Origin of the sequence: Brenneria izbisi (genome assembly GCF_025840185.1) — a bacterium.
In the GTDB taxonomy this organism is placed as follows: Bacteria; Pseudomonadota; Gammaproteobacteria; order Enterobacterales; family Enterobacteriaceae; genus Brenneria; species Brenneria izbisi.
This window is the reverse complement of sequence record NZ_JAMPJU010000017.1, coordinates 12196-33671: the sequence shown is the minus strand read 5'-3', so window position 1 is coordinate 33671 and position 21476 is coordinate 12196. Positions and strand designations below refer to the sequence as shown.

Below are 21476 nucleotides of genomic sequence, written 5' to 3'. Positions count from 1 at the left end.
AAAGCGTGCGGACGTCTATACATCCATCACGCATATTGGCAGAATAAGAAAATCAGTGCAATAACGCAACATGGATTTAACCACTCATGCAGACACTTAACACAACCAGCCTGAAAATTATTGATAATCAATTGTGGATCCTCGACCAACAGGCGCTGCCACAGGAGAAACGCTGGTGTCCCTGCCCGGATGTGGCGTCGCTGGTGGAACATATCCAGGCATTACGCGTGCGCGGCGCGCCGTTGATTGGCTTATCCGCCAGTCTGTTGCTGGTGCTGCTGGCAGAAGGCGGATTACCCCGACCACAGTTGGCGCTGGCGCTGGAAACATTGCGGAAAGCCCGCCCCACGGCGGTAAATCTGATGAATAATCTGGACCGCATGAAGCAAGCGCTGGCGCAACCGCAATTCGTCAACGCCATGGAGCAGGAAGCGTTGCGGCTGGTGGCGGAAGATCGTGCGCTGTGCGAACAGATTGCCGCTCATGGCGTTACGCTGGTGAAACCCAATAGTCGGCTGCTGACTCACTGTAATACCGGCGGACTGGCGACCGCCGGGATCGGCACGGCGATCGGCGTATTGCTGCACGCGCATCAACAGGGGAAAATCCAACAGGTATGGGTTGATGAAACCCGGCCATTGCTGCAAGGCGGACGCCTTACCGCATGGGAATTGGGTGAATTAGCGATCCCTTATCAATTGATTTGCGATTCGATGGCCGCCAGCCTGATGGCGCAAGGTAAAGTCGATGCCGTATGGGTTGGCGCGGATCGTATTGCCGCCAATGGGGATGTCGCCAATAAGATAGGCACCTACAGTCTGGCGGTATTAGCGCACTATCATCAGATCCCGTTCTACGTCGCCGCGCCGCATACCACACACGATCCGGCCTGCCCGGACGGTCACGCCATTCCGATTGAGCAACGCGCCGCAACGGAAGTGACCGGTGTCTCTGGCAGTTTCGGCAACTGCCAGTGGGCGCCGCAAAACGCACCAGTCTACAACCCGGCGTTTGATGTCACGCCAGCGCAACTTATCAGCGGTTGGGTATTGGATACCGGCGTGGTGACGCCGCAGGCGGTGAAAGAAGGGATATTTCGCTCAGCGTTGGGTGAGAGGAAAACGTGATTGATCGCCGCGCTATGCGACAGATTGGCCCATGCGGTTTTTATGCGGCTCAGCTTCTGGCGTTAAGCAGCCGGATACCATCGCGGGAAAAAACGCCAGTCAAACTGGCGCCCATAAATATGTTAATCCGCTAATTTCGGGTAAGCATCCGCGATCTTATCGCCGGTAAAATGCGCGATCCATCCTTCCGGGTTATCAAACAGGCGGATCGCGGTGAAGTGAGGTTCCGGCCCCATGTCGAACCAATGCGCCGTGCCTGCCGGCACGGACAGCAGATCGTTTTTCTCACACAAGATCTGGAAAATCCTGCCTTGCAGATGCAGGCAGAACAACCCCGCCCCTTCCACAAAGAAACGCACTTCATCTTCGCCGTGCGTGTGCTCAGACAGAAATTTGGCGCGCAGTTCCGTACGCTGCGGGTTATCCGCGCGCATACTGATCACATCCCAACTCTGATAACCTTTTTCAGCTACCAGTTTGTCGATCTCATGCTGGTAAGCCGCCAGCACTTCTTCGGCAGAAGGCGCGTCGCTCAGCGTCTTATTGGCCTGCCAGCGTTCAAAACGCACGCCGATATCGGCCAGTCGCTGACGGATGGCTTCACCATCCCGGCTGTGCCAAATTGGTTGGCTTGCATCGCTGTCACTAAAGATAGTCAGTGCGCTCATTGGGAATACTCCTGTAAATCGATCTGATCAAAACTCGCCACCTGAGGGTGACGGCTCACGTCATCGGCATCACGACGAATAAGCTGACAGGTATGCCAGCCCGCTTCTTTTGCGGCATCCAGTTCCTGATGAATATCCGACAGAAACAGTAACTGCGCCGCCGGTACACCAATGGAACGCGCAATGGCGTGGTAAGCGGCGGTTTCACGTTTTGCGCCGACGCGGGTATCAAAATAATCACGGAACAACGGGCGTAAATCCCCCGCTTCGCTGTAACCGAAAAGCAGTTGCTGCGCTTCAACCGAACCCGACGAATAGACATACAGACCAATGCCTTGCTGATGCCAGTCGGCAAGTTGCCGGGCCACTTCCGGGTAGAGATGTCCACGAAAATCGCCGTGGTGATAACCCGAACGCCAAATGATGCCTTGCAACAGCTTGAGTGCGGTGGATTTGCGATCTTCATCCATAAACCGATGCAACGCGGCAATCAATGTCTCTTCATCCGCATCGGGCCTAGCCAGTTCCTGACGCAACAACGCCAAAGCCTGTGCGATCTCCTGATTGTCGCGCTGCTGGCGCACGGTATCCGCCAGACGTGCGCGAGCATAAGGAAACAACGCGTTGTGTACAAAACGAATATCGCTGGTGGTGCCTTCAATGTCCGTCACTATCGCTTTAATGCCGTCAACCTGACTCATTTGGCCTCCAGCAGTCGGCGTTGTAATTCACACTGAAACAAAAACTCAAGCCCTTCCAAATGACGACGCGCTTCCGTCACCGTCTCTCCCCAGCAATAAAGACCATGGCCGCGCACCAGAAAACCGTAGCGCAGCGGCTGATGTCTGGCGAACGTCGCCACCCGATCGGCCAGCGCCGCAATATCCTGATCGTTATCGAAAATCGGGATCGTCACAGAAGCCAAATGGGTTGTCTGACCGGCCAGCGACTTTTGCATCTCATAGCCCTGTAACACCAGTTCTGCACTTTTTTCTACCCGCGAGAGGACGGTCGCATTCACCGAGTGAGTGTGCAGTACCGCGCCAACCTGCGGATAAGTGCGATATAACAGCGTATGCAGGCCGGTTTCCGCCGATGGCGTACGGCCGCTGGGAACGTGATTGGCGGCAATCTCCACCAGCAGAAAATCCTGTTGCCGCAAGCTGCCTTTATCCTTGCCCGATTCGGTAATCAGACACCGTTGCGCATCAAGGCGCACGGACATATTGCCCCCGGTCGACGGACACCAGCCTTTTTGCCCTATCCAGTGACAGGCGGCAAGCAGTGCTGTAAGTTGCTGATCCTCAGTCATCATGCCTCTCGTTTAACGGGTACTTAGTCCCTTTGGTTATGACTTAGCACTTAACGGTATTTAGCCGTTTAAACGTCCAAGCGTCTTGATTGCCAAATACTAGCATCGTGTTATATTGTCAGGCAATACAGGTTTGCAGGAGTCCGATCCCGTCATGAGCGCCACGCTTATTCCCGACAGTAAATTACCGTCCCTGGGCACCACCATTTTTACCCAAATGAGCGCGCTGGCCCAGCAACATCAGGCCATTAATCTATCACAGGGTTTTCCTGACTTTGATGGCCCCGCTTATCTGCAACAGCGTCTGGCCTATCATGTCAGCCAGGGGGCGAACCAATACGCGCCCATGACCGGCGTGGCGCCATTGCGTGAGGTTATCGCCGGGAAAACAGCCGAACTGTACGGCTGGAAACCGGATGCCGATGCGGAAGTCACCGTCACCGCCGGCGCGACGGAAGCGCTGTTCGCATCCATCGCGGCGCTGGTGCGTCCCGGCGATGAAGTGATCTGTTTCGATCCCAGCTATGACAGCTATGCGCCTGCCGTCGCGCTGGCTGGCGGCGAGCTAAAACGTCTGGCGCTGCAACCGCCCGCATTTCGCGTCGACTGGGCGGAATTCTCCGCCCTGCTGAGCGATCGCACCCGGCTGGTGATCCTGAATACGCCGCACAATCCGTCAGCCACCGTCTGGCGCAAAGACGATTTCCAACAACTGTGGCAGGCCATCGCGAGGTATGAGATCTACGTGTTGAGCGATGAAGTCTACGAGCACATTTGCTTCGCGCCGGAAGGCCATGCCAGCGTGCTGGCGCATCCTGCTTTACGCCAACGCGCGATTGCCGTGTCGTCATTTGGTAAAACCTTTCATATGACGGGCTGGAAAGTGGGCTATTGCGTCGCGCCGGCAGCGCTGAGCGCCGAAGTACGCAAAATTCATCAATACCTGACTTTTTCGGTCAACACGCCAGCCCAGCTAGCTATCGCCGACATGCTGCGCGAGCAGCCGCAGCACTGGCGCGAACTGCCGGATTTTTATCGCGCCCGTCGCGATCGTTTCGTTCATGCCCTGTCCGCCAGCCGCTTTGAACTTCTGCCTTGCGAAGGCACCTATTTCCTGCTGGCTGATTACCGCGCCATCTCCGATCTGGATGACGTCAGTTTCTGCCGCTGGTTGACTGAGCAGGTGGGCGTCGCCGCCATTCCGCTTTCCGTATTCTGCGCCCAGCCGTTCCCTCATCAATTAATTCGGCTATGCTTTGCCAAACAGGAAGCTACATTGGATGCCGCCGCGGAGCGTTTATGTCGACTTTAAAAATTTCATTGCTGCAACAACCGTTGGTGTGGCTGGATGGCGCTGCCAACCTAAGTCATTTTGATACGTTGCTGACCGACCTCAACGATCGCGATCTGATCGTGTTGCCTGAAATGTTCACCACCGGTTTTGCGATGGAAGCGGCAAAGCGCAGTCTGGCGCAGTCGGTGGTCGAGCAGTGGCTGCATCGGTGGGCGCAGAAAACCAACGCGCTAATCGGCGGCAGCATTGCCGTGCAAACGCCCAAAGGCGCGGTCAACCGTTTTTTGCTGATTGATCCGCATGGCGTCGTTTACCAGTACGACAAGCGTCACCTGTTCCGTATGGCGGATGAACACCAATATTATCAGGCTGGCGCGGAACGTCTAATCCTTGAATGGCGCGGTTGGCGCATCTGTCCGCTGATTTGCTATGACCTGCGCTTCCCAGTATGGTCGCGTAACCGCCAGGATTATGATTTGGCCTTGTATGTCGCCAACTGGCCGGCGCCACGCGCCGCACACTGGCAGACGCTGCTGGCGGCCCGCGCCATTGAGAATCAGGCTTACGTCGCCGGTTGCAACCGCGTCGGCACCGACGGCAACGGACACAGCTATCGCGGCGACAGTCTGATCATTAACGCACAGGGTGAGATTCTGGCGTCCGCGCCCGCCAATCAACCCGCTCGTCTGGACGCGGAGTTGTCGCTGGAAGCGCTGCAAAGCTATCGGGAAGCATTCCCGGCATGGCGTGACGCGGATCGTTTTTCGTTGTAATGCCGAGAGTCGGCGGAGAACCCTTACAGCGCCGCCGCATAAAATAGCGATTAACCCGCAGCCCCGGCCCCGCTTTGCCGCACCATCGTGTACAATGCTCTCAATGCCTGCGCCACATCCTCCGTCATCACCGACTCATCAGGGTGATGACTCACGCCGCCCCGACAACGCACAAACAGCATAGCGACCGGCCAGCGTTCGGCGATGGCTATCGCGTCGTGTCCCGCACCGCTCGGCAGCAGCAAGCTGCGCCCCTGTATCTGCGTCACCGCGGCGCTCAACTGCCGTTGCAATGCCGGATCGCAGCGGGTGGCGGCAATCCGGTAATATTCTTCCGCCTCGAACCGGCATCCGCGCTGACGGGCAATCTCATTGGCCGATGTCAGCAGGCGTTGCAGCAACGCATCCAGCGGCGCGTCTTCCGGGCCGCGAATATCCAGCGTTAATCGCACTTCGCCGGGGATCACATTAGCCGCCCCCGGCAAGCACTGTAACGTGCCGAATGTCGCCACCAGATAAGGATCGCTTTCTCTGGTCAGCGTTTCCGCCTGCACCATCCAGTTCGCCGCCGCCGCCAGCGCGTCCTGACGCTGCGTCATCGGCACCGTTCCCGCATGTCCGGCCACGCCCTGAAAGGTACAATTCAGCCGGCGGGCGCCGTTAATCGCCGTCACCACACCTAACGCCAGATCCGCCTGTTCCAGACAAGGCCCCTGCTCAATATGCAGTTCCAGATAGCCGACGATGTCGCTGACCGGCCTGGCCGCCTGCGCGATAGCCTGCGCATCGAAACCGGCGGCATCCAGCGCCTGCGCCACGCTAACGCCTTGATTGTCCTGACAACGCAGCCAGTTATCCGGCCAGGCGCCCGTCAGACCACGGCTGCCCAACAAGGTAATGCCAAACCGGGTGCCTTCTTCATCGCCAAATCCGACAATTTCCAGCGCCACCGGCAGGCGAATCTGTTGTTGATGCAGAAAACGCACCGTTTCAATGGCGGTCAGCACGCCCAGCATACCGTCATAACGTCCGGCATTGCGTACCGTATCAAGGTGCGATCCCATCAATAGCGCGGGCGCATCCGGCGCCAGCCCTTCATAACGGCCGCAAATATTGCCGACGCTATCCTGCCAGACGCGCATGCCAGCCTCCCGCATCCACGTCCCCACCAGCGCATTGGCGCGCAGATGCTCCGCGGACAGATACACGCGAGTCAGTTGACCGGCGGTTTCACTGATTTCCGCCAGCGCGTCGCAACGCGACATAATCTGTTCCGCCGCCGCAAAAGCAACGGACTCCGGCATCAGGGGATGACTCATGCACATCCCTCATCGCTGGCATAGCAATTCCAGGCCGCCTGTAGCGCCGCGCCCTGAACCGAGCGGAATCCCAGACGGTTCAGCACCGCTTCCAGTGCGCTCAGCGTTTGCATCACGCAATCTTTACGCGCGTTATAGCCCATCGTGCCAATGCGCCAGATTTTGCCCTGCAACGGGCCGAATGAGGTGCCGATTTCAATGGCGAAGTCATCCAGCAGGATTTTGCGCACCTGCTCGCCGTGGATCCCATCAGGGATCACCACGCCCAACACGTTATTCATCTTGTGATTGAGATCGCCGAAGGTGTTCAGCCCCATGCCCTGAATACCGGCGAGCAGCGCTTTGCCGTGCAAGGCATGACGAGCGATACATTGATCCAGACCTTCTTCCAGAATAATGCGGGCGCACTCGCGGGCGGCAAACAACATGCTGGTGGCTTCCGTGTGATGGTTCAGACGCTCCGGCCCCCAATAATCCATCACCATGCCGAGATCGAAATAGTTGGAATAGATCATTTCGTCATCGCCATCCTGATGGGCATCGGTGCGAATGCCTTGCTCAACGCATTTACGGCGGCGGATCACCGCTTCCATCTGTGGGCTGAGCGTAACCGGCGCGCTGCCGGACGGCCCGCCGAGACATTTTTGCAACCCGGCGGATACCGCATCCAGCCCCCAGGCATCCGTCTCCAGTTCGTTTCCGCCGAACGAGGCGGTGGCGTCGGTATAAAACAAGACGTCGTGACGACGACAGATATCGCCCAGTTCGGCCAACGGTTGCAGCATGGTGGTGGATGTGTCGCCCTGTACCGTCAGCAGAATGCGCGGACGTACCGCTTTAATCGCGTCTTCGATCTGTTCAGGGCTGAACACTTCGCCCCACGGCACCTCGATGGTATGCACTTCCGCGCGGCACCGACGGGCGATTTCACACAACAGGTGACCGAAACGCCCAAACACCGGCACCAACACTTTGTCGCCGGGACGAATGGCCGACAGCAGAACCGCTTCTATTCCGGCGCGCGACGTGCCGTCCACCAGCATCGTCCAGCGGTTTTCAGTACGGAATAGCTGACGGTAAAGCGCCATCACCTGATTCATATAATTGGTCATCGCCGGGTCGTACTGACCAATCAGTTGACTGGCCATCGCCCGTAACACGCGCGGATCGGCATTGATGGGGCCCGGCCCCATCAGCAGGCGATGAGGTGGATTGATCTGGGCGGACAGGTCATGGTTCATTGCAGTTTGCTCCTTTCCCAGAGAACCTTGGTTCCCTGAATTAATCAGAAAAACTATATCGGTGACGAGAAAATTTCGTGCGTGATAAATAGTGGATTTTCTATGCGGCTCTTGTGCCACGCCCGACATAGGGCGGCTCAATCGCCGCCGCCCTATGAACCCAGGCTGGTGGCTGAAATCATGCCGCTATGCGGTGCCTTCGGGACCAGCGAACGCTCGTCGAGCCGCCCGTGACGCGCTCCCGGCGCGGCACGGGCTTTCGCGACGTCCTGTCGCTCACTCGGCGTTCACTGTCCCCTCAGCATGATTTCTTACGCCGGGAAAAACCAAAACAGAGAAATAATCTCACCACCTGAGACAGCTATTTTTTAATCAATCTTTAAGTCTCGGAAAGCCCGCGTACAGAAGCGATAAACTGCTTGAGTTCGGCGGTCTGCGGGTGGGTGAACAGCGTTTTGCTGTCGCCCTGCTCCCAGACTTTGCCCTGATGCATGAATACCACCCGATCGCCGACTTCTCTGGCGAAGTTCATTTCATGGGTGACCAGAATCAGCGTCATGCCCTCTGCGGCAAGCTGCTCCAACACCTTCAACACCTCGCCTACCAGTTCAGGATCCAGCGCCGAGGTGATTTCATCGCACAGCAACACTTTCGGGGTCATCGCCAGCGCCCGGGCAATCGCCACCCGCTGCTGCTGACCGCCGGACAGATTAGCCGGGTAATAGTCGATACGCTCGCCAAGCCCGACTTTGTTCAGCATCTGTTCGCCCAGTTCGCGGCATTCCGCGGCGCTTTTCCCCAGTACCCGGCGTGGGGCCAGCATCACGTTTTCCAGCGCGGTCATATGCGGGAACAGATTGAAATTCTGGAATACCATGCCTACGGAGCGGCTGATCTCCCGCGCCTGCGAGTCACGATCGGTCACGGTCATGCCGCCCAGCTTGATGCTGCCTTCCTGATACCCTTCGAGGCCGTTCATACAGCGCAGCAAGGTGCTTTTACCCGAACCGCTGCGGCCGATAATGGAGATCACCTCACCCATTTCAATATCCAGATCGACGCCTTTCAGGACATGATTCTGACCGTAATATTTCTGTACCTGATTAATGGTGATGAGCGGCATTGAATTTCTTCTCCAGATAGCGGCTGTAATAGGAAAGCGGATAACACATCAGGAAGTAGCCCAGCGCCACCAGGCCAAAGACTTTGAAAGGTTGATAAGTCACGTTGTTCAGCATGGTTCCCGCCTTCGTCAACTCGATAAAACCGATAATCGACGCCAGCGCCGTGCCTTTAATCACCTGCACGGAAAATCCCACCGTCGGCGCAATGGCGATGCGCATCGCCTGTGGCGCAATCACCCGATAGAGGGTTTGTCCAAAGCTCAGTCCCAGACAGCGCGAGGCTTCCCATTGGCCTTTCGGCAGCGCCTCTATGCTTCCGCACCAGATGTCCACCAGAAACGCGCTGGTAAACAGCGTCAGCGCCAGCGCCGCCGCCGTCCAGGGGCTGACGTCAATACCGAACAGCGCCAGACCGAAGAACGCGAGGAACAGTTGCATCAACAGCGGCGTGCCTTGAAACAGTTCGGAGTAAACCCGAATGAATCGCGTCGGCCATTTGCGTCTGGTCAGACGCAGCAGCATCAGCGGAAACGTCACCACCGCGCCGCCGATAAACGCCGTCAGCGATAACAACAGCGTCCAGCGCGCCGCCAGCAGCAAGTTGCGGACAATATCCCAGTCAGTGAATGTCATCATTGTTTTGCCATCCCCAGAAAGCGCCGGCCCGCCAGCAGTAACAGTTGTCGCATCAGGATGGACAGCGCCAGATAGCACAGCGTGGTCACCAGATACACCTCAAAACTCAGAAAAGTTCGTGATTGGATCAGGTTGGCGGCAAAGGTCAGTTCCTCGTAGGAAACCTGCGACACTACCGACGATCCCAGCATCACAATGATGCACTGGCTTACCAGCGCCGGGTAAACCCGCCGCAACGACGGCGGCAGGATGACCCGGAAAAAGGTCTGGCTGCGCGTCAGCCCAAGCACCCGGGCGGCTTCCCACTGGCCTTTCGGCGTAACCTGAATACCGGCACGAATGATTTCCGTGCTGTAAGCGCCCAGGTTTATCAGCATCGCCAGTAACGCGGCTTCTCCGGCGGTGAGTTTCCAGCCCAGACTCGGCAAACCAAACACGATGAAAAACAATTGCACTACAAACGGCGTGTTGCGTATCAATTCAACATAGATACCCCATAGTTTGCCGACCAGAGAGGGCTTGCCGCTGCGCAACGCCGCGCCACAGATACCGATGGCAATACCGCCGATGGTCGCCATCACCGTCAGCTTAATGGTCACCCACAAACCTGCCAGCAGTTCTGTCCAGAACGGCAATAGCGCCGCAAAATCAAGCTGATAGGTCATGGCGCGCCTCCCTTATGCCTTGATGCTGTCTGGCAGCGGCGCTTTCAGCCATTTTTCAGACAGACTATTGAGGGTGTTGTCTTTTAACGCCTGCTCAATCAACGCATCGACCTTGGCTTTCAGGGCGGGTTCATTCTTTTTCAGGCCGATATAGCACGGCGAATCTTTCAGCATAAATTTCGCAACCGGGGCTTTAGCGGGATTCTGCTCGGCAATGGCCGCCACCACCAGATTCCCGGTGGCGATATACTCCACCTGACCGGACAGGTAGGCCGACAGCGTGGTGTTGTTATCTTCGTAACGTTTAACTTGCGCCTCTTTCGGGGCGATCTCCGTTAACACCATGTCTTCCACCGCGCCACGCGTTACGCCAATGCTTTTACCCTTTAATGCTTCCGGGGCGCCGACTTCGCCTGCCTGCGGCCCAAACACGCCGAGGAAGAACGGTGCGTAGGCGCGGCTGAAATCGATCACTTTTTCACGCTCGGCATTTTTGCCCAGACTGGAGATCACCAGATCCACTTTATTGGTTTGCAGATAAGGCACACGGTTGGCGCTGGTGACGGGGACCAGTTGTAACTTTAGTTTCATCTCCTGCGCCAGATAGCGCGCGATATCAATGTCATAACCTTGCGGCTGGAGATCGGTTCCCACGGAGCCAAATGGCGGGAAGTCCTGTGGTACGGCAACGCGCAGCACGCCGCGCTTTTCAATATCTTGTAATTGGTCGGCCATCGCGCTGCCCGCCTGTGCCATCAACAGCACAGCCGCCGCCATTGCCAGTAAACGTTTTTTGATGCCCAGCTTATTGATCAACATCGTATCTGTCCCCGGTTAAGTTACATTGAAACGAAAGATTCTTTATTAGCAAATACTGAAACTATAGTTGCAGAAATAAAGCAAAAAGTATGCCAGAATCAAAGATAAGTGGATTTTTCACCCTCAGAGCCGATCCGTCATTCCTGCTTAGCGCTATCTGTGGTCTATCATTGAGAAAATGAAAAGGGGGGCTACCGATGGCTCTTCTCTTGGCGGCGCGGACAAAAACAAAAAAGCTGATCTATTTCGCCCTAAAAAAGTGCAAAAGCACCATTATTGCGCCCCGTTATCGCTGTTCCAGTTCATCCAGTTCCCTATAAAGATCGGCGATATGATGAATCCGCTGACGCCCATCACGCAGCATTTCATGCAGCAATGCGTTACTGAGCAAATTCACCAGGCTCATGGCGGAAGCATAGCTGTCAAAGGCGGAGACGCTATCCAGCGGCGCGCTCAAGGACCAGTTTGCCAGCGGCAACAGGGCATTGGCCTGTGGTTCACAAAGCACAATGGTTGGGACTTTTTGCTTGTGCAATTGCGCCAGCAAAGGCTGGATAAGCCGTGGACGGCGGCGGAACGCCACCACCACCACCACATCCTGCGCGTTCAAGTCCACTAACTCTTCCGACAACGTTTGTCCCGGTTGGGCCAGCAATATCACCTGTTGGCGGATCTGCACCAGTTGCTGACGCAGGTGCAACGCCACCGGATAGCTATTGCGTAAACCGACAATACACAGACGCCGGGCTTTCATCATTGCCTCAATCACCGCGCTGAACTGTAGCGGATCAATGTGTTGCATCCACTGCGTCAGGTTCGCCATTTCCTGTTTATAGTGCCGCGCCAGCAAGGTATTGCCCTGCACCGCATCACGGTTATCCGCCAGCGGCATGCCACTCTGACGCAAGGTGCGTAATTCCTCGCGCATCTCACGATAACTGGGGTAGCCCAGGCGTTTGAATAAACGGCTGACAGTGGCCTTGGAGACGCCGCTGAGCCGCGCCAGTTCCGCGCTGTTGTAGCTAATCAAATCATCGAAGTGATCGAAAATAAAATCCGCGACGCGCTGCTCCTGAGGAGAAAGTTCGCTGTAGCGTCCGCGTAACCGTTCATCAATCTGTTTCATGCCTTATCACCTGTACCGCCCGTCTGTCACCGGCTCAGTCTGCAACTTTTGTTTCAGCTTCACCATTTATTTCATCGCAACATAACACAGGCAGGCTATTTTTATCCTCATAGGCATTCGTGATGAAAAAACTGGAACAGGGTTTGCTTGGAAGCTCTACAGCAAAAGTGAGAACGCGTCACGATGCAGAACAAAAACGGCGATAACCGAAAATGACATAACCAGCCGTTTTAACGTCTTCCTCCCTACAGCCGAACAGAGAAAAGGAATAACGGCATGATACAAAGTAATACCGCACCGCTGGGTATGGCAGTTACCCCGCATCATCTGGCCAGTGCCAGCGCGCAAACCATCCTGCGTGAAGGCGGCAATGCCATCGAAGCGATGGTTGCGGCGGCGGCCACCATCGCCGTGGTATATCCGCATATGAATGGACTCGGCGGCGATGGATTCTGGTTAATTTTACCCCCGCATGGCGAGCCGATCGCCATTGATGCCAGCGGTGCGGCGGGCTCCCTCGCCAGCCGAGATTTTTATCAGGGAGAAGCGCGCATCCCGCATCGCGGCCCTAAAGCCGCTTTAACGGTTGCCGGTACGGTCGGCGGCTGGCAGGAAGCGCTGGCGTTCTCACAGGAACTTGGCGGTTCCCCCTTGCCGTTGGTCAGTTTGCTGGCTGATGCGATCCGCTATGCCGCAGACGGTATCCCGGTGACCCAATCGCAGGAAGATGCGCTGACGCAGCGCTACCACGAACTGGCGGATTTTCAGGAATTCAGCCGCATTTTTATGCCGCAGGGCGCGATCCCGCGCGCAGGCAGCCGTTTCACCCAACCCGATCTGGCGGATACGTTGACGCTGCTGACGCTGGAAGGACTGGACAGCTTTTACCGGGGATCGTTGGCAGAGCGCTTCGCCACTCAGATGGCGCAACTGGGTATGCCGCTGACCGCTGAGGATTTGGCGAGCTATCGCGCCAAACGCGCCGCGCCACTGTGCCTCAAACACAGCAAAGGGGATATTTACAATCTTGCGCCGCCGACGCAAGGGCTGGTTTCCCTCGCCATTCTTGGTTTGACCGATCACCTGGGGATGGAAGATTTAAGCGATAGCCAGACGATCCACCGTATCGTCGAATCCACCAAGCTGGCTTTCGGTCTACGCGATCGCTTTATTACCGATCCGCAGTTGATCACGCAGGATATCCAGGCGTTGCTGGAGCCCAACGCGCTCCGCGCCATGGCCGAAAAAATCAATACCCGTCAGGCGGCGCCGTGGGGCGCGGGGAAAGGCCCCGGCGACACCGTATGGATGGGCGTGTGCGACAGCAGCGGGCTTTGCGTCTCTTTCATCCAGAGTATCTATCATGAGTTTGGCAGCGGTATCGTTCTGCCAGGCACCGGCGTACTCTGGCAAAACCGGGGCGCGTCATTCAGCCTCGATCCCCATCATCTGCTGGCGCTGGAGCCCGGCAAACAGCCGTTCCACACGCTCAACCCCGCAGCGGCGCGTCTGTCCGATGGCCGCACCATGGTATATGGCGCGATGGGCGGCGATGGTCAACCTCAAACTCAGGCCGCGCTGTTTATTCGTCATGTGATTCAGGGCTTGCCGCTGCAACAGGCCATCACCGCACCGCGCTGGCTGCTGGGCAGAACCTGGGGCCAGTCGTCCGATACCCTGAAACTTGAAGATCGTTTCAAACCCGCGACGCTTGACGCGCTGCGTTCGCTCGGCCACGACGTTGAGCTACTCGGCAACTTCAGCGAAACCGTGGGGCATGCCGGCGCGATCGTCCGCCATACCAGCGGCATGCTGGAAGGGGCGAGCGATCCCCGTAGCAACGGCAGCGCCGTAGGGTTTTAATTTTATTTGCCGGGAGAACATATGATGTCAACCAAACCGATCGATAACGAAGTACTGGCGGCCTATCTGCAACAAATGGCGACGCTGCATTCGTTGCAACTCAGCCACGAACGGCATCAGGAACTATTGCTCCAGTTCAGCCGCATTCATGCGATGGCGCAACCGCTGATGAATTTCCCGCTGGATGATCGACAGGAAATCGCCGGGGTATATAAACTATGAGTGAATTTCTGTCGCAGTCCATTAAACAAACGCGACAGGGGTTGTTGGCTGGCGAGTTCTCCGCCAGAGACATTGCGCAACAAACCCTGCATGCCATTGAGCAAGCCAACCCCGATATCAATGCCTATACGCAGATCACCCATCAACGCATGCTGGATGAGGCGGACCGTGTGGATCGGATGCGGATGCGCGGCGAAACGTTGCCGCCGCTGGCAGGCGTGCCGTACGCGGTAAAAAATCTGTTTGACGTCGCAGGCGCAACCACGCTGGCAGGCGCACAGTTATTCAGTCAGCGCGCGTCTGCCGGACAGGATGCTTTCGCCATCAGGCAACTGGCTAATCAGGGCGGGTTACTTTCCGGCATGCTGAATATGGATGCCTACGCCTATGGCTTTACCACGGAGAACAGTTATTACGGCGCCACCCGCAACCCCCTTGACCAGCAACGCGTCGCCGGCGGTTCATCCGGCGGTTCCGCCGCCGCGGTTGCCGCCGGTCTGGTGACGTTTACCCTCGGCAGCGATACCAATGGATCAATCCGCGTTCCGGCTTCTTTGTGCGGGATCTTTGGCCTGAAACCCACCTTTGGCCGTTTGTCGCGCAGCGGCAGCCAGCCGTTTGTCGCCAGCCTCGACCATATTGGGCCGTTGGCGCGCAGCACGGAAGATCTGGCGCTGGCGTTCGATGCGCTACAAGGGCGCGACCACGCAGACCGTTTCCAGTCAGAACGTGCGCCATTGCCTTGCGCTCCTCTGTTGGAAGCGGGCGGTGACGGTCTGCGCTGCTCGGTTCTGGCGGGTTATTTCGCTGAGTGGAGCAGCACTGAGGCGAAAACCGCCGTGCAAAAAATCGCCGACGCCCTGAATGCGCCAACCAGCCTCACCTTACCTGATGCAGATCTGGCGCGAACCGCCGCCTTTATCATGTCCGCCAGCGAAGGGGGTAATCACTATCTCCCCGCCCTGCGTCAAAGCCCGGAACTGTTTGAACCGCTATCCCGTGAACGTCTGCTGGCGGGCGCCATGATCCCGGCTGCCTGGTACGTACAGGCGCAGCGTTTCCGCGATCATTTCCGTCAACACGTTTTATCCTTGTTTGAACATACCGACCTGTTGATTGCGCCGGCCACGCCCTGCACCGCGACGCTGATTGGGCAAGAGACGATGCGCATCAACGGCGTCGATCTGCCGGTGCGCGCCAGCATGGGTATGCTGACGCAGCCGATTTCCTTCGTCGGTTTACCGGTAGTCACCGTGCCGGTCATGACCGCCAACGGCTTACCAATCGGTATTCAGCTTATCGGCGCGCCGTGGCGTGAAGATCTCTGCCTGCGTGCCGCCTGGACGCTGGAGCAACGCGGCATCACCGCTATTGGTTCTTTTTCTCAGGAGTCACGTTAATGTTACATGATGATATTAATCAGCCCGATGTACTGGCTGAAGTCACTTTCGCCTTCCATCGTTATGAAAAAGCGCTGACCGGTAATGACATCGACGTCTTGGATGAGTTGTTCTGGCACGATGCGCGCACCGTTCGTTATGGCGCGGGAGAAAATCTGTACGGAATTGAGGAAATCCGCGCCTTTCGTCTGGCCCGTCCTTCCGCCGGGTTGGATCGCCAGTTACAGAATACGGTTATCACCACCTACGGCCAGCATATGGCGGTGGCAAGCACAGAGTTTCAGCGAGAAGGCAGCGCCAAAACCGGACGTCAGATGCAAACCTGGGTGAAAATGCCGGAAGGCTGGCGCATCGTTGCCGCCCACGTCAGCCTGATGAGCGAATAGCCTCACCGCGCTCTATCCCGCGAATACCTACTCGACGCCAGCCGGTTATCAAACCGGCTCAGGCGTCGTGTCGCTATCAACCATGCCCGGCTATTCCCAGACAATCACCGTCAGCCTCGTCGCCTTCCTGCAACTCGAATTATTTGGGTATATACTCAATCAGTATGGCGATGTTCTGCACAATTATTTATGCACATAAATCGCGCTATTCTGTTGTCTGTAACCTGTTATTCATCGATTATTCAAACTTATATTCCTCCGTTAAATCGATGAATAATCCACGCGTAAATTCCGGCCAAGAAAAATTATTTATTTCACAAAAATGAAAATTCATAATCCATTGAAAATAAATACATTTTAAATAAAAACCTGCAACCATAAAATTAGAAATATCACCAAGAAAAAAAGCGGAAAAGGGTATGAGAATCACATTAATCATCGCCCCTTTCCCCACGTTAATCAGACTGCCAGGGGTTGTCTCAGAATCTCATTATGGTAGGGTAGATCGCGTTTAACCATTACCAGGACGATGTTATAGAATTATAAATGACCATAGGAAAACAATAATTTCATGGCAATAAAACTTGAAGTAAAAAACCTTTACAAGGTATTTGGCGAGCATCCTGACCGCGCATTCAAGCTGATCGACAAAGGCTTGAGTAAGGATCAGATTTTTGAAAAAACCGGGCTCACCCTCGGTGTGAAAAATGCTAATCTGGCCATTGAAGAAGGCGAAATATTTGTCATCATGGGATTATCCGGTTCCGGCAAATCCACATTGGTACGCCTTCTCAATCGTCTGATAGAGCCGACCAAAGGCCAGGTTCTGATTGATGGTGAGGATATCGCACAGATATCAGATACCGCGTTGCGCGAAGTTCGCCGCAAGAAAATCAGTATGGTATTCCAGTCATTCGCGCTGATGCCGCATTTGAATATTCTCAACAACACCGCGTTCGGCATGGAGCTTGCTGGAATGCCGAAAGCGGAGCGTGAACAGAAAGCGCTGAATGCGCTGCAACAGGTCGGGCTCGAAGCCTATGCCGGTTCCTACCCGGATGAACTTTCCGGCGGGATGCGCCAGCGTGTTGGTCTGGCCCGCGCTCTGGCGAATGATCCCGATATCCTGTTGATGGATGAAGCGTTCTCCGCCCTGGATCCCCTGATCCGTACAGAAATGCAGGATGAGTTGATTAAACTCCAGTCTCGCAACCAGCGTACAATCGTCTTTATTTCGCACGATCTGGATGAAGCGATGCGCATCGGCGATCGCATTGCCATCATGCATGGCGGTGAAGTCATTCAGGTTGGCACCCCAGACGAAATTCTGAATAATCCGGCGAACGACTATGTTCGCACCTTCTTCCGCGGCGTGGACATCAGTCATGTCTTCAGCGCCAAAGATATCGCCCGCCGCCGTCCGGTGACGCTGATCCGTAAAACACCAGGCGTCGGCCCGCGATCCGCCCTGAAGATCCTTCAGGATGAAGACCGTGATTACGGTTATGTGCTGGAACGCGGACAAAAATTTATTGGTATCGTGTCGATTGATTCGCTGAAACAAGCCTTGAAAGCGCAACAGCCGCTGGAGCAGGCATTGCTTTCCGCTCCGGCCCCAGTGCCTGCCGATATGTCGCTCAATGAACTGATTTCTCAGGTGGCGCAAGCGCCCTGCGCTGTGCCGGTCATTGGTGAAAACGACGAGTACATTGGCATCATTTCCAAAGGAATGCTGCTACAGGCGCTGGATAAGGAAGGAGTGACCAATGAGTAAATCAACATCGAACCCGTGGGAAAACACCAACGCCCCACAGGAACAGCCCGTCGATCAGACAACAAATCAGAGTCAGAACGACGCCGCGGCACCGAGCGATCCCTGGGCGTCCACCACGCAAGACGCGCCAACCGGACAGGATGCCGCGCCTCAAGCCGATCCCTGGTCTACGCAGAATGCCTCCGGCGACGCCAATGCATGGAACGGCGCGCCGACGCCAGACGGTGCGGACGCGGCAGCGCCAAGCACCGACTGGCTGAACAACACTACGTCGGCAACACCGGAACATTTCAACTTGCTCGATCCGTTCAAGGATACGCTGATCCCGCTCGATAGCTGGGTCACAACCGGGATCGACTGGGTGGTGCTGCATTTCAGACCGCTTTTTCAGGGGGTGCGCGTCCCTGTCGATTTCATTCTGAGTGGTTTTCAACAATTGCTGCTCGGCATGCCCGCGCCGATCGCCATTCTGGTGTTCGCGCTGCTCGCCTGGCAAATGTCCAGTCTGGGCATGGGCGTGACGACGTTGATTTCCCTGATCGCCATCGGCGCCATCGGCGCGTGGTCGCAAGCGATGATTACGTTGGCATTGGTGCTGACGGCGTTATTCTTCTGCATCTTGATTGGTTTGCCGATGGGCATCTGGCTGGCGCGTAGCGAACGCGCGGCCAGAGTGATTCGTCCGCTATTGGATGCGATGCAGACAACGCCGGCATTTGTCTATCTGGTGCCGATCGTCATGCTGTTCGGTATCGGTAATGTGCCGGGCGTGGTGGTGACCATCATTTTTGCCCTGCCGCCGATTATTCGTCTGACTATTCTGGGGATCCGTCAGGTACCGGCCGATCTGATTGAAGCGGCGGAATCTTTCGGCGCCAGTCCGCGTCAGATGCTGTTTAAAGTCCAGTTGCCGCTGGCGATGCCGACCATCATGGCGGGCGTAAACCAGACGCTGATGCTGGCGCTGTCGATGGTGGTGATTGCCTCCATGATCGCCGTAGGCGGTTTAGGTCAGATGGTGCTGCGCGGTATCGGTCGATTGGATATGGGATTGGCCGCCGTCGGTGGCGTCGGTATCGTTATTCTGGCCATCATTCTCGACCGCCTCACTCAATCACTAGGTCGTGACAGACGCGCCAAGGGCAACAAAAGCTGGTATACCACCGGTCCCGTCGGCTTGATCGCCCGCCCTTTCATCAAGCAGTAATGCGTGTATGCCGGTTGCCTGGCAACCGGCAATACCCAATACCAGATTTAGCGCCCGCTTCACACTACACAAAAAAGAGGGAACCATAATGCATAAAACAAAAATCTGGGCAGCCGCCCTGACCACCGCACTACTCAGTACATCGTTCTATGCCGCCGCTGACGAACTCCCCGGCAAAGGCGTCCAGGTCATTCCAGTGCAAAGCACCATCGCGGAAGAAACATTCCAGACACTGCTGGTCAGCCGAGCACTGGAAAAACTGGGTTATGAGGTACAACCCATTCGTGAAGTCGACTACAACGTCGCTTACACCTCGATTGCCTCCGGTGATACCACCTTTATTGCCGTAAACTGGGATCCGCTTCAGGCTGACATGTATACTTCCGCTGGCGGCGACGCTAAATTCTATCGTCAGGGTGAATATGTTTCCGGCGCCGCTCAGGGTTACCTGATCGATAAAAAAACCGCCGACCAATATAAGATCACCAATATCGCGCAGTTAAAAGATCCGAATATCGCCAAACTGTTTGATACCAATGGCGACGGAAAAGCTGACTTAACTGGCTGTAATCCAGGCTGGGGCTGTGAAGCCGCGATCAATAACCATATCAGCGCCTATGACCTGACTAACACCGTCGAGCATAATCAGGGGAACTACGCCGCCCTGATTGCCGATACCATTACCCGCTATAAAGAAGGCAAACCCATTCTTTACTACACTTGGACACCGTATTGGGTCAGCGATGTGCTGGTTCCGGGACGTGACGTGGTATGGCTACAGGTGCCTTTCTCTTCTCAACCGGGCAATATGAAAGGAAGCAGTACCAAACTGCCTAATGGCGCTGACTATGGCTTCCCAGTCAACAACATGAAGATTGCGGCCAATAAAGAATGGGCGGAAAAGAATCCGGCGGCGGCAAAACTGTTTTCCATCATGAAATTACCACTGGCTGATATCAATGCGCAGAACCTGCGTATGCATCAGGGCGAAGGCTCCCAGCAGGATATCGAACGTCATGTGGACGGCTGGATCAAAGCCCACCAGCAGCAGTTTGACGGTTGGGTAAAAACCGCAGCCGAAGCAGCAAAATAAGCGATTTTTCATTCATACCCACCTTGCCAGGGGAGGCGCTAATGTCCTCCCCTTCCCTTGTATGTAATAGCCATGTGGTGGTTAACTACAGCTACCCATGAAGCGCAGTGAGCTTGCCCCCTCCCTGAATCGCGAGCACATTGGTTAGGCAGTAAAAGCCCTCCGCTTCACCTTTCACGCATGTTTCAGTTAAATGATAGATATCAGAAAGAAAACTGATTGATTAATCTGACATGAAACGCCACACTTTTGCCTGTAGGTAACGTTACATCGATTCTCAACTCAACGCCTCACACGACTACATAACGCTTGAGGATGGAGAGGTCATGTGGGTTATCTGGTTTTTCATGGACGGAACTAAATTTGATTACTGGAAAATAAATAACCAGCTATCAATTAGACAACCTAATACAGAGTATAAGCACAAAAGAGGATAGACAAATGAAAACAAGGAATTTGCTCGCCATTACATATTTTTCGACAATTTTGACAATGTCTGTGCCTGCATTTGCAGACGTTGGAACGACCAGTTTCTATGGTAACAATGGCACCCACGTTAACGATCTTATCCAGGGATGTAATATATCCACAGACCAGATTCTTCGTATGGACTATAGAGTAGTCACTGTCTCAGATGGTCTTTGGGATAATGGCGCCGCATGTGGAAGAAAATATCTTATCAGATGCCTGTCCACCCCCAACTCGCGTTCTTGTACATCTCGTTATATTGAGGTCTTAGTCGTAGGCCGCTGCCCTGAGGTCAACTGCAAGGTATCAGGGAAAATAGTGACTATGAAGATCGCATACAAGCGCTATTCATTGCTGGTGAAATCGCGTTCTGCGACCTGGGCAAATATCGAATATCGGTAAAATTGAAAAATAGCCCCGTTCATGATATCTGTGCAGGGATAGTTGGAGTTAATGTCGCTTGCTTAAGAACGAGCGGCCTTTTTTCAGGTAAGATTCACTGCTTGTCTGCCTATATTAGATAAAAAAAGGATCTTCGGCCTGATAGTGATCCGCTATAAAGATTTACATGGTATATGGCCTGCTTCTTTGTTAATCATTTCCATTTGACAATTTTGCATTGTGTCTGTAGTTATCCTACCTTGTTCTAATTTAATAACACGGTCTGCCATCGAAATGGTTTCTTGCCTGTGTGCAATAAGTAAACAAGTTAAATTCAAATTACTTATTATTTCTTTATTTACCGCTTTTTCATTTTTAATATCAAGATGGTTAAAAATTTTATATTTTCCAACTGAACGAACCAAATATTAGTTTGATAGACGCTTAATTATATGCTTAGTATAAATAATGACAGATAGACGCTAAAAACGTTTAACCCATGTCAGCGTCCCCAAGTCCTACCGCAACCGCAATATCTTCTGGTATCTCGTTACCACCTGTTTCATACTGCCCGCAAC

The 21476-nt window shown here is 55.0% G+C and carries 20 protein-coding genes; 10 read left to right on the top strand and 10 right to left on the bottom strand.

Going from position 1 to position 21476, the window contains the following annotated elements:
• The first annotated feature begins 86 nt into the window (after window positions 1-86).
• Window positions 87-1127 (top strand): S-methyl-5-thioribose-1-phosphate isomerase, encoded by a 1041-nt coding sequence (gene mtnA / locus NC856_RS16410; RefSeq protein ID WP_264091524.1) that lies wholly within the window; start codon window positions 87-89, stop codon window positions 1125-1127.
• Between the two features lie 122 nt (window positions 1128-1249).
• Here the strand turns inward: mtnA and NC856_RS16405 are convergent, their stop codons facing one another.
• The 3 genes from NC856_RS16405 to NC856_RS16395 are packed head-to-tail and all read right to left on the bottom strand — an operon-like array spanning window position 1250 to window position 3107.
• On the bottom strand, window positions 1250-1795 hold the full coding sequence (locus tag NC856_RS16405; RefSeq protein ID WP_264091523.1) for a 1,2-dihydroxy-3-keto-5-methylthiopentene dioxygenase: 546 nt from the start codon (window positions 1793-1795) through the stop codon (window positions 1250-1252).
• Window positions 1792-2496, bottom strand: a complete 705-nt coding sequence (gene mtnC, locus NC856_RS16400; protein WP_264091522.1) for an acireductone synthase — start codon at window positions 2494-2496, stop codon at window positions 1792-1794. The genes NC856_RS16405 and mtnC overlap by 4 nt, the downstream gene beginning before the upstream one ends.
• A complete protein-coding gene (locus tag NC856_RS16395; protein ID WP_264091521.1) occupies window positions 2493-3107 on the bottom strand; it encodes a methylthioribulose 1-phosphate dehydratase in 615 nt (204 codons plus the stop codon). Before NC856_RS16395 ends, mtnC begins: the two co-directional genes overlap by 4 nt.
• Before the next feature lie 154 nt (window positions 3108-3261).
• On the opposite strand from NC856_RS16395, the gene NC856_RS16390 reads away from it, so the two are divergent.
• A complete protein-coding gene (locus NC856_RS16390) occupies window positions 3262-4419 on the top strand; it encodes a pyridoxal phosphate-dependent aminotransferase (RefSeq protein ID WP_264091520.1) in 1158 nt (385 codons plus the stop codon).
• On the top strand, window positions 4407-5174 hold the full coding sequence (locus NC856_RS16385; RefSeq protein ID WP_264091519.1) for an amidohydrolase: 768 nt from the start codon (window positions 4407-4409) through the stop codon (window positions 5172-5174). Before NC856_RS16390 ends, NC856_RS16385 begins: the two co-directional genes overlap by 13 nt.
• 50 nt (window positions 5175-5224) lie before the next feature.
• Here the strand turns inward: NC856_RS16385 and hpxK are convergent, their stop codons facing one another.
• The 7 genes from hpxK to NC856_RS16350 form a co-directional block, all read right to left on the bottom strand.
• Window positions 5225-6493, bottom strand: a complete 1269-nt coding sequence (gene hpxK / locus NC856_RS16380; protein ID WP_264091518.1) for an allantoate amidohydrolase — start codon at window positions 6491-6493, stop codon at window positions 5225-5227.
• Window positions 6490-7734, bottom strand: a complete 1245-nt coding sequence (locus NC856_RS16375) for a pyridoxal-phosphate-dependent aminotransferase family protein (protein WP_264091517.1) — start codon at window positions 7732-7734, stop codon at window positions 6490-6492. Before NC856_RS16375 ends, hpxK begins: the two co-directional genes overlap by 4 nt.
• A gap of 379 nt (window positions 7735-8113) precedes the next feature.
• Entirely contained in the window at window positions 8114-8857 is a 744-nt protein-coding gene (locus tag NC856_RS16370) for an amino acid ABC transporter ATP-binding protein (RefSeq protein ID WP_264091516.1), read from the bottom strand.
• The gene (locus NC856_RS16365) at window positions 8838-9491 is read right to left on the bottom strand and encodes an amino acid ABC transporter permease (RefSeq protein WP_264091543.1); all 654 of its coding nucleotides are present in this window, start codon (window positions 9489-9491) and stop codon (window positions 8838-8840) included. Before NC856_RS16365 ends, NC856_RS16370 begins: the two co-directional genes overlap by 20 nt.
• Complete coding sequence (locus tag NC856_RS16360) at window positions 9491-10159, bottom strand: amino acid ABC transporter permease (RefSeq protein WP_264091515.1); 669 nt, start codon at window positions 10157-10159, stop codon at window positions 9491-9493. Before NC856_RS16360 ends, NC856_RS16365 begins: the two co-directional genes overlap by 1 nt.
• A gap of 12 nt (window positions 10160-10171) precedes the next feature.
• Window positions 10172-10957 (bottom strand): transporter substrate-binding domain-containing protein, encoded by a 786-nt coding sequence (locus tag NC856_RS16355; RefSeq protein ID WP_264091542.1) that lies wholly within the window; start codon window positions 10955-10957, stop codon window positions 10172-10174.
• Between the two features lie 307 nt (window positions 10958-11264).
• The gene (locus tag NC856_RS16350; RefSeq protein ID WP_264091514.1) at window positions 11265-12104 is read right to left on the bottom strand and encodes a MurR/RpiR family transcriptional regulator; all 840 of its coding nucleotides are present in this window, start codon (window positions 12102-12104) and stop codon (window positions 11265-11267) included.
• 276 nt (window positions 12105-12380) lie between these two features.
• Between NC856_RS16350 and NC856_RS16345 the strand changes: the two genes are divergently transcribed.
• The 7 genes from NC856_RS16345 (at window position 12381) to proX (ending at window position 20049) form a co-directional block, all read left to right on the top strand.
• Window positions 12381-13967: a gamma-glutamyltransferase family protein gene (locus tag NC856_RS16345; protein ID WP_264091513.1), complete on the top strand. Its 1587-nt coding sequence runs from the start codon at window positions 12381-12383 to the stop codon at window positions 13965-13967.
• 24 nt (window positions 13968-13991) lie between these two features.
• Complete coding sequence (gene hpxX, locus NC856_RS16340) at window positions 13992-14189, top strand: oxalurate catabolism protein HpxX (RefSeq protein WP_264091541.1); 198 nt, start codon at window positions 13992-13994, stop codon at window positions 14187-14189.
• Window positions 14186-15589 carry an AtzE family amidohydrolase gene (locus tag NC856_RS16335; RefSeq protein ID WP_264091512.1) on the top strand — a complete coding sequence of 468 codons (1404 nt, stop codon included), beginning with the start codon at window positions 14186-14188 and terminating at the stop codon, window positions 15587-15589. The genes hpxX and NC856_RS16335 overlap by 4 nt, the downstream gene beginning before the upstream one ends.
• The gene (gene hpxZ / locus NC856_RS16330; RefSeq protein WP_264091511.1) at window positions 15589-15975 is read left to right on the top strand and encodes an oxalurate catabolism protein HpxZ; all 387 of its coding nucleotides are present in this window, start codon (window positions 15589-15591) and stop codon (window positions 15973-15975) included. The genes NC856_RS16335 and hpxZ overlap by 1 nt, the downstream gene beginning before the upstream one ends.
• Window positions 15976-16546: 571 nt before the next feature.
• The gene (proV, locus tag NC856_RS16325; protein ID WP_264091510.1) at window positions 16547-17749 is read left to right on the top strand and encodes a glycine betaine/L-proline ABC transporter ATP-binding protein ProV; all 1203 of its coding nucleotides are present in this window, start codon (window positions 16547-16549) and stop codon (window positions 17747-17749) included.
• Window positions 17742-18956, top strand: coding sequence for a glycine betaine/L-proline ABC transporter permease ProW (gene proW, locus NC856_RS16320; protein WP_264091509.1), 1215 nt, complete (start codon window positions 17742-17744; stop codon window positions 18954-18956). The genes proV and proW overlap by 8 nt, the downstream gene beginning before the upstream one ends.
• Window positions 18957-19044: 88 nt before the next feature.
• Entirely contained in the window at window positions 19045-20049 is a 1005-nt protein-coding gene (gene proX / locus NC856_RS16315; RefSeq protein WP_264091508.1) for a glycine betaine/L-proline ABC transporter substrate-binding protein ProX, read from the top strand.
• The last annotated feature ends 1427 nt before the right edge of the window (window positions 20050-21476 follow it).

Bases quoted from the DNA above. Each gene is read 5' to 3' on its own strand.
- mtnA (WP_264091524.1), top strand. From the start codon at position 87: ATGCAGACACTTAACACAACCAGCCTGAAAATTATTGATAATCAATTG.
- NC856_RS16405 (WP_264091523.1), bottom strand. From the start codon at position 1,795: ATGAGCGCACTGACTATCTTTAGTGACAGCGATGCAAGCCAACCAATT.
- mtnC (WP_264091522.1), bottom strand. From the start codon at position 2,496: ATGAGTCAGGTTGACGGCATTAAAGCGATAGTGACGGACATTGAAGGC.
- NC856_RS16395 (WP_264091521.1), bottom strand. From the start codon at position 3,107: ATGACTGAGGATCAGCAACTTACAGCACTGCTTGCCGCCTGTCACTGG.
- NC856_RS16390 (WP_264091520.1), top strand. From the start codon at position 3,262: ATGAGCGCCACGCTTATTCCCGACAGTAAATTACCGTCCCTGGGCACC.
- NC856_RS16385 (WP_264091519.1), top strand. From the start codon at position 4,407: ATGTCGACTTTAAAAATTTCATTGCTGCAACAACCGTTGGTGTGGCTG.
- hpxK (WP_264091518.1), bottom strand. From the start codon at position 6,493: ATGAGTCATCCCCTGATGCCGGAGTCCGTTGCTTTTGCGGCGGCGGAA.
- NC856_RS16375 (WP_264091517.1), bottom strand. From the start codon at position 7,734: ATGAACCATGACCTGTCCGCCCAGATCAATCCACCTCATCGCCTGCTG.
- NC856_RS16370 (WP_264091516.1), bottom strand. From the start codon at position 8,857: ATGCCGCTCATCACCATTAATCAGGTACAGAAATATTACGGTCAGAAT.
- NC856_RS16365 (WP_264091543.1), bottom strand. From the start codon at position 9,491: ATGACATTCACTGACTGGGATATTGTCCGCAACTTGCTGCTGGCGGCG.
- NC856_RS16360 (WP_264091515.1), bottom strand. From the start codon at position 10,159: ATGACCTATCAGCTTGATTTTGCGGCGCTATTGCCGTTCTGGACAGAA.
- NC856_RS16350 (WP_264091514.1), bottom strand. From the start codon at position 12,104: ATGAAACAGATTGATGAACGGTTACGCGGACGCTACAGCGAACTTTCT.
- NC856_RS16345 (WP_264091513.1), top strand. From the start codon at position 12,381: ATGATACAAAGTAATACCGCACCGCTGGGTATGGCAGTTACCCCGCAT.
- hpxX (WP_264091541.1), top strand. From the start codon at position 13,992: ATGTCAACCAAACCGATCGATAACGAAGTACTGGCGGCCTATCTGCAA.
- NC856_RS16335 (WP_264091512.1), top strand. From the start codon at position 14,186: ATGAGTGAATTTCTGTCGCAGTCCATTAAACAAACGCGACAGGGGTTG.
- hpxZ (WP_264091511.1), top strand. From the start codon at position 15,589: ATGTTACATGATGATATTAATCAGCCCGATGTACTGGCTGAAGTCACT.
- proV (WP_264091510.1), top strand. From the start codon at position 16,547: ATGGCAATAAAACTTGAAGTAAAAAACCTTTACAAGGTATTTGGCGAG.
- proW (WP_264091509.1), top strand. From the start codon at position 17,742: ATGAGTAAATCAACATCGAACCCGTGGGAAAACACCAACGCCCCACAG.
- proX (WP_264091508.1), top strand. From the start codon at position 19,045: ATGCATAAAACAAAAATCTGGGCAGCCGCCCTGACCACCGCACTACTC.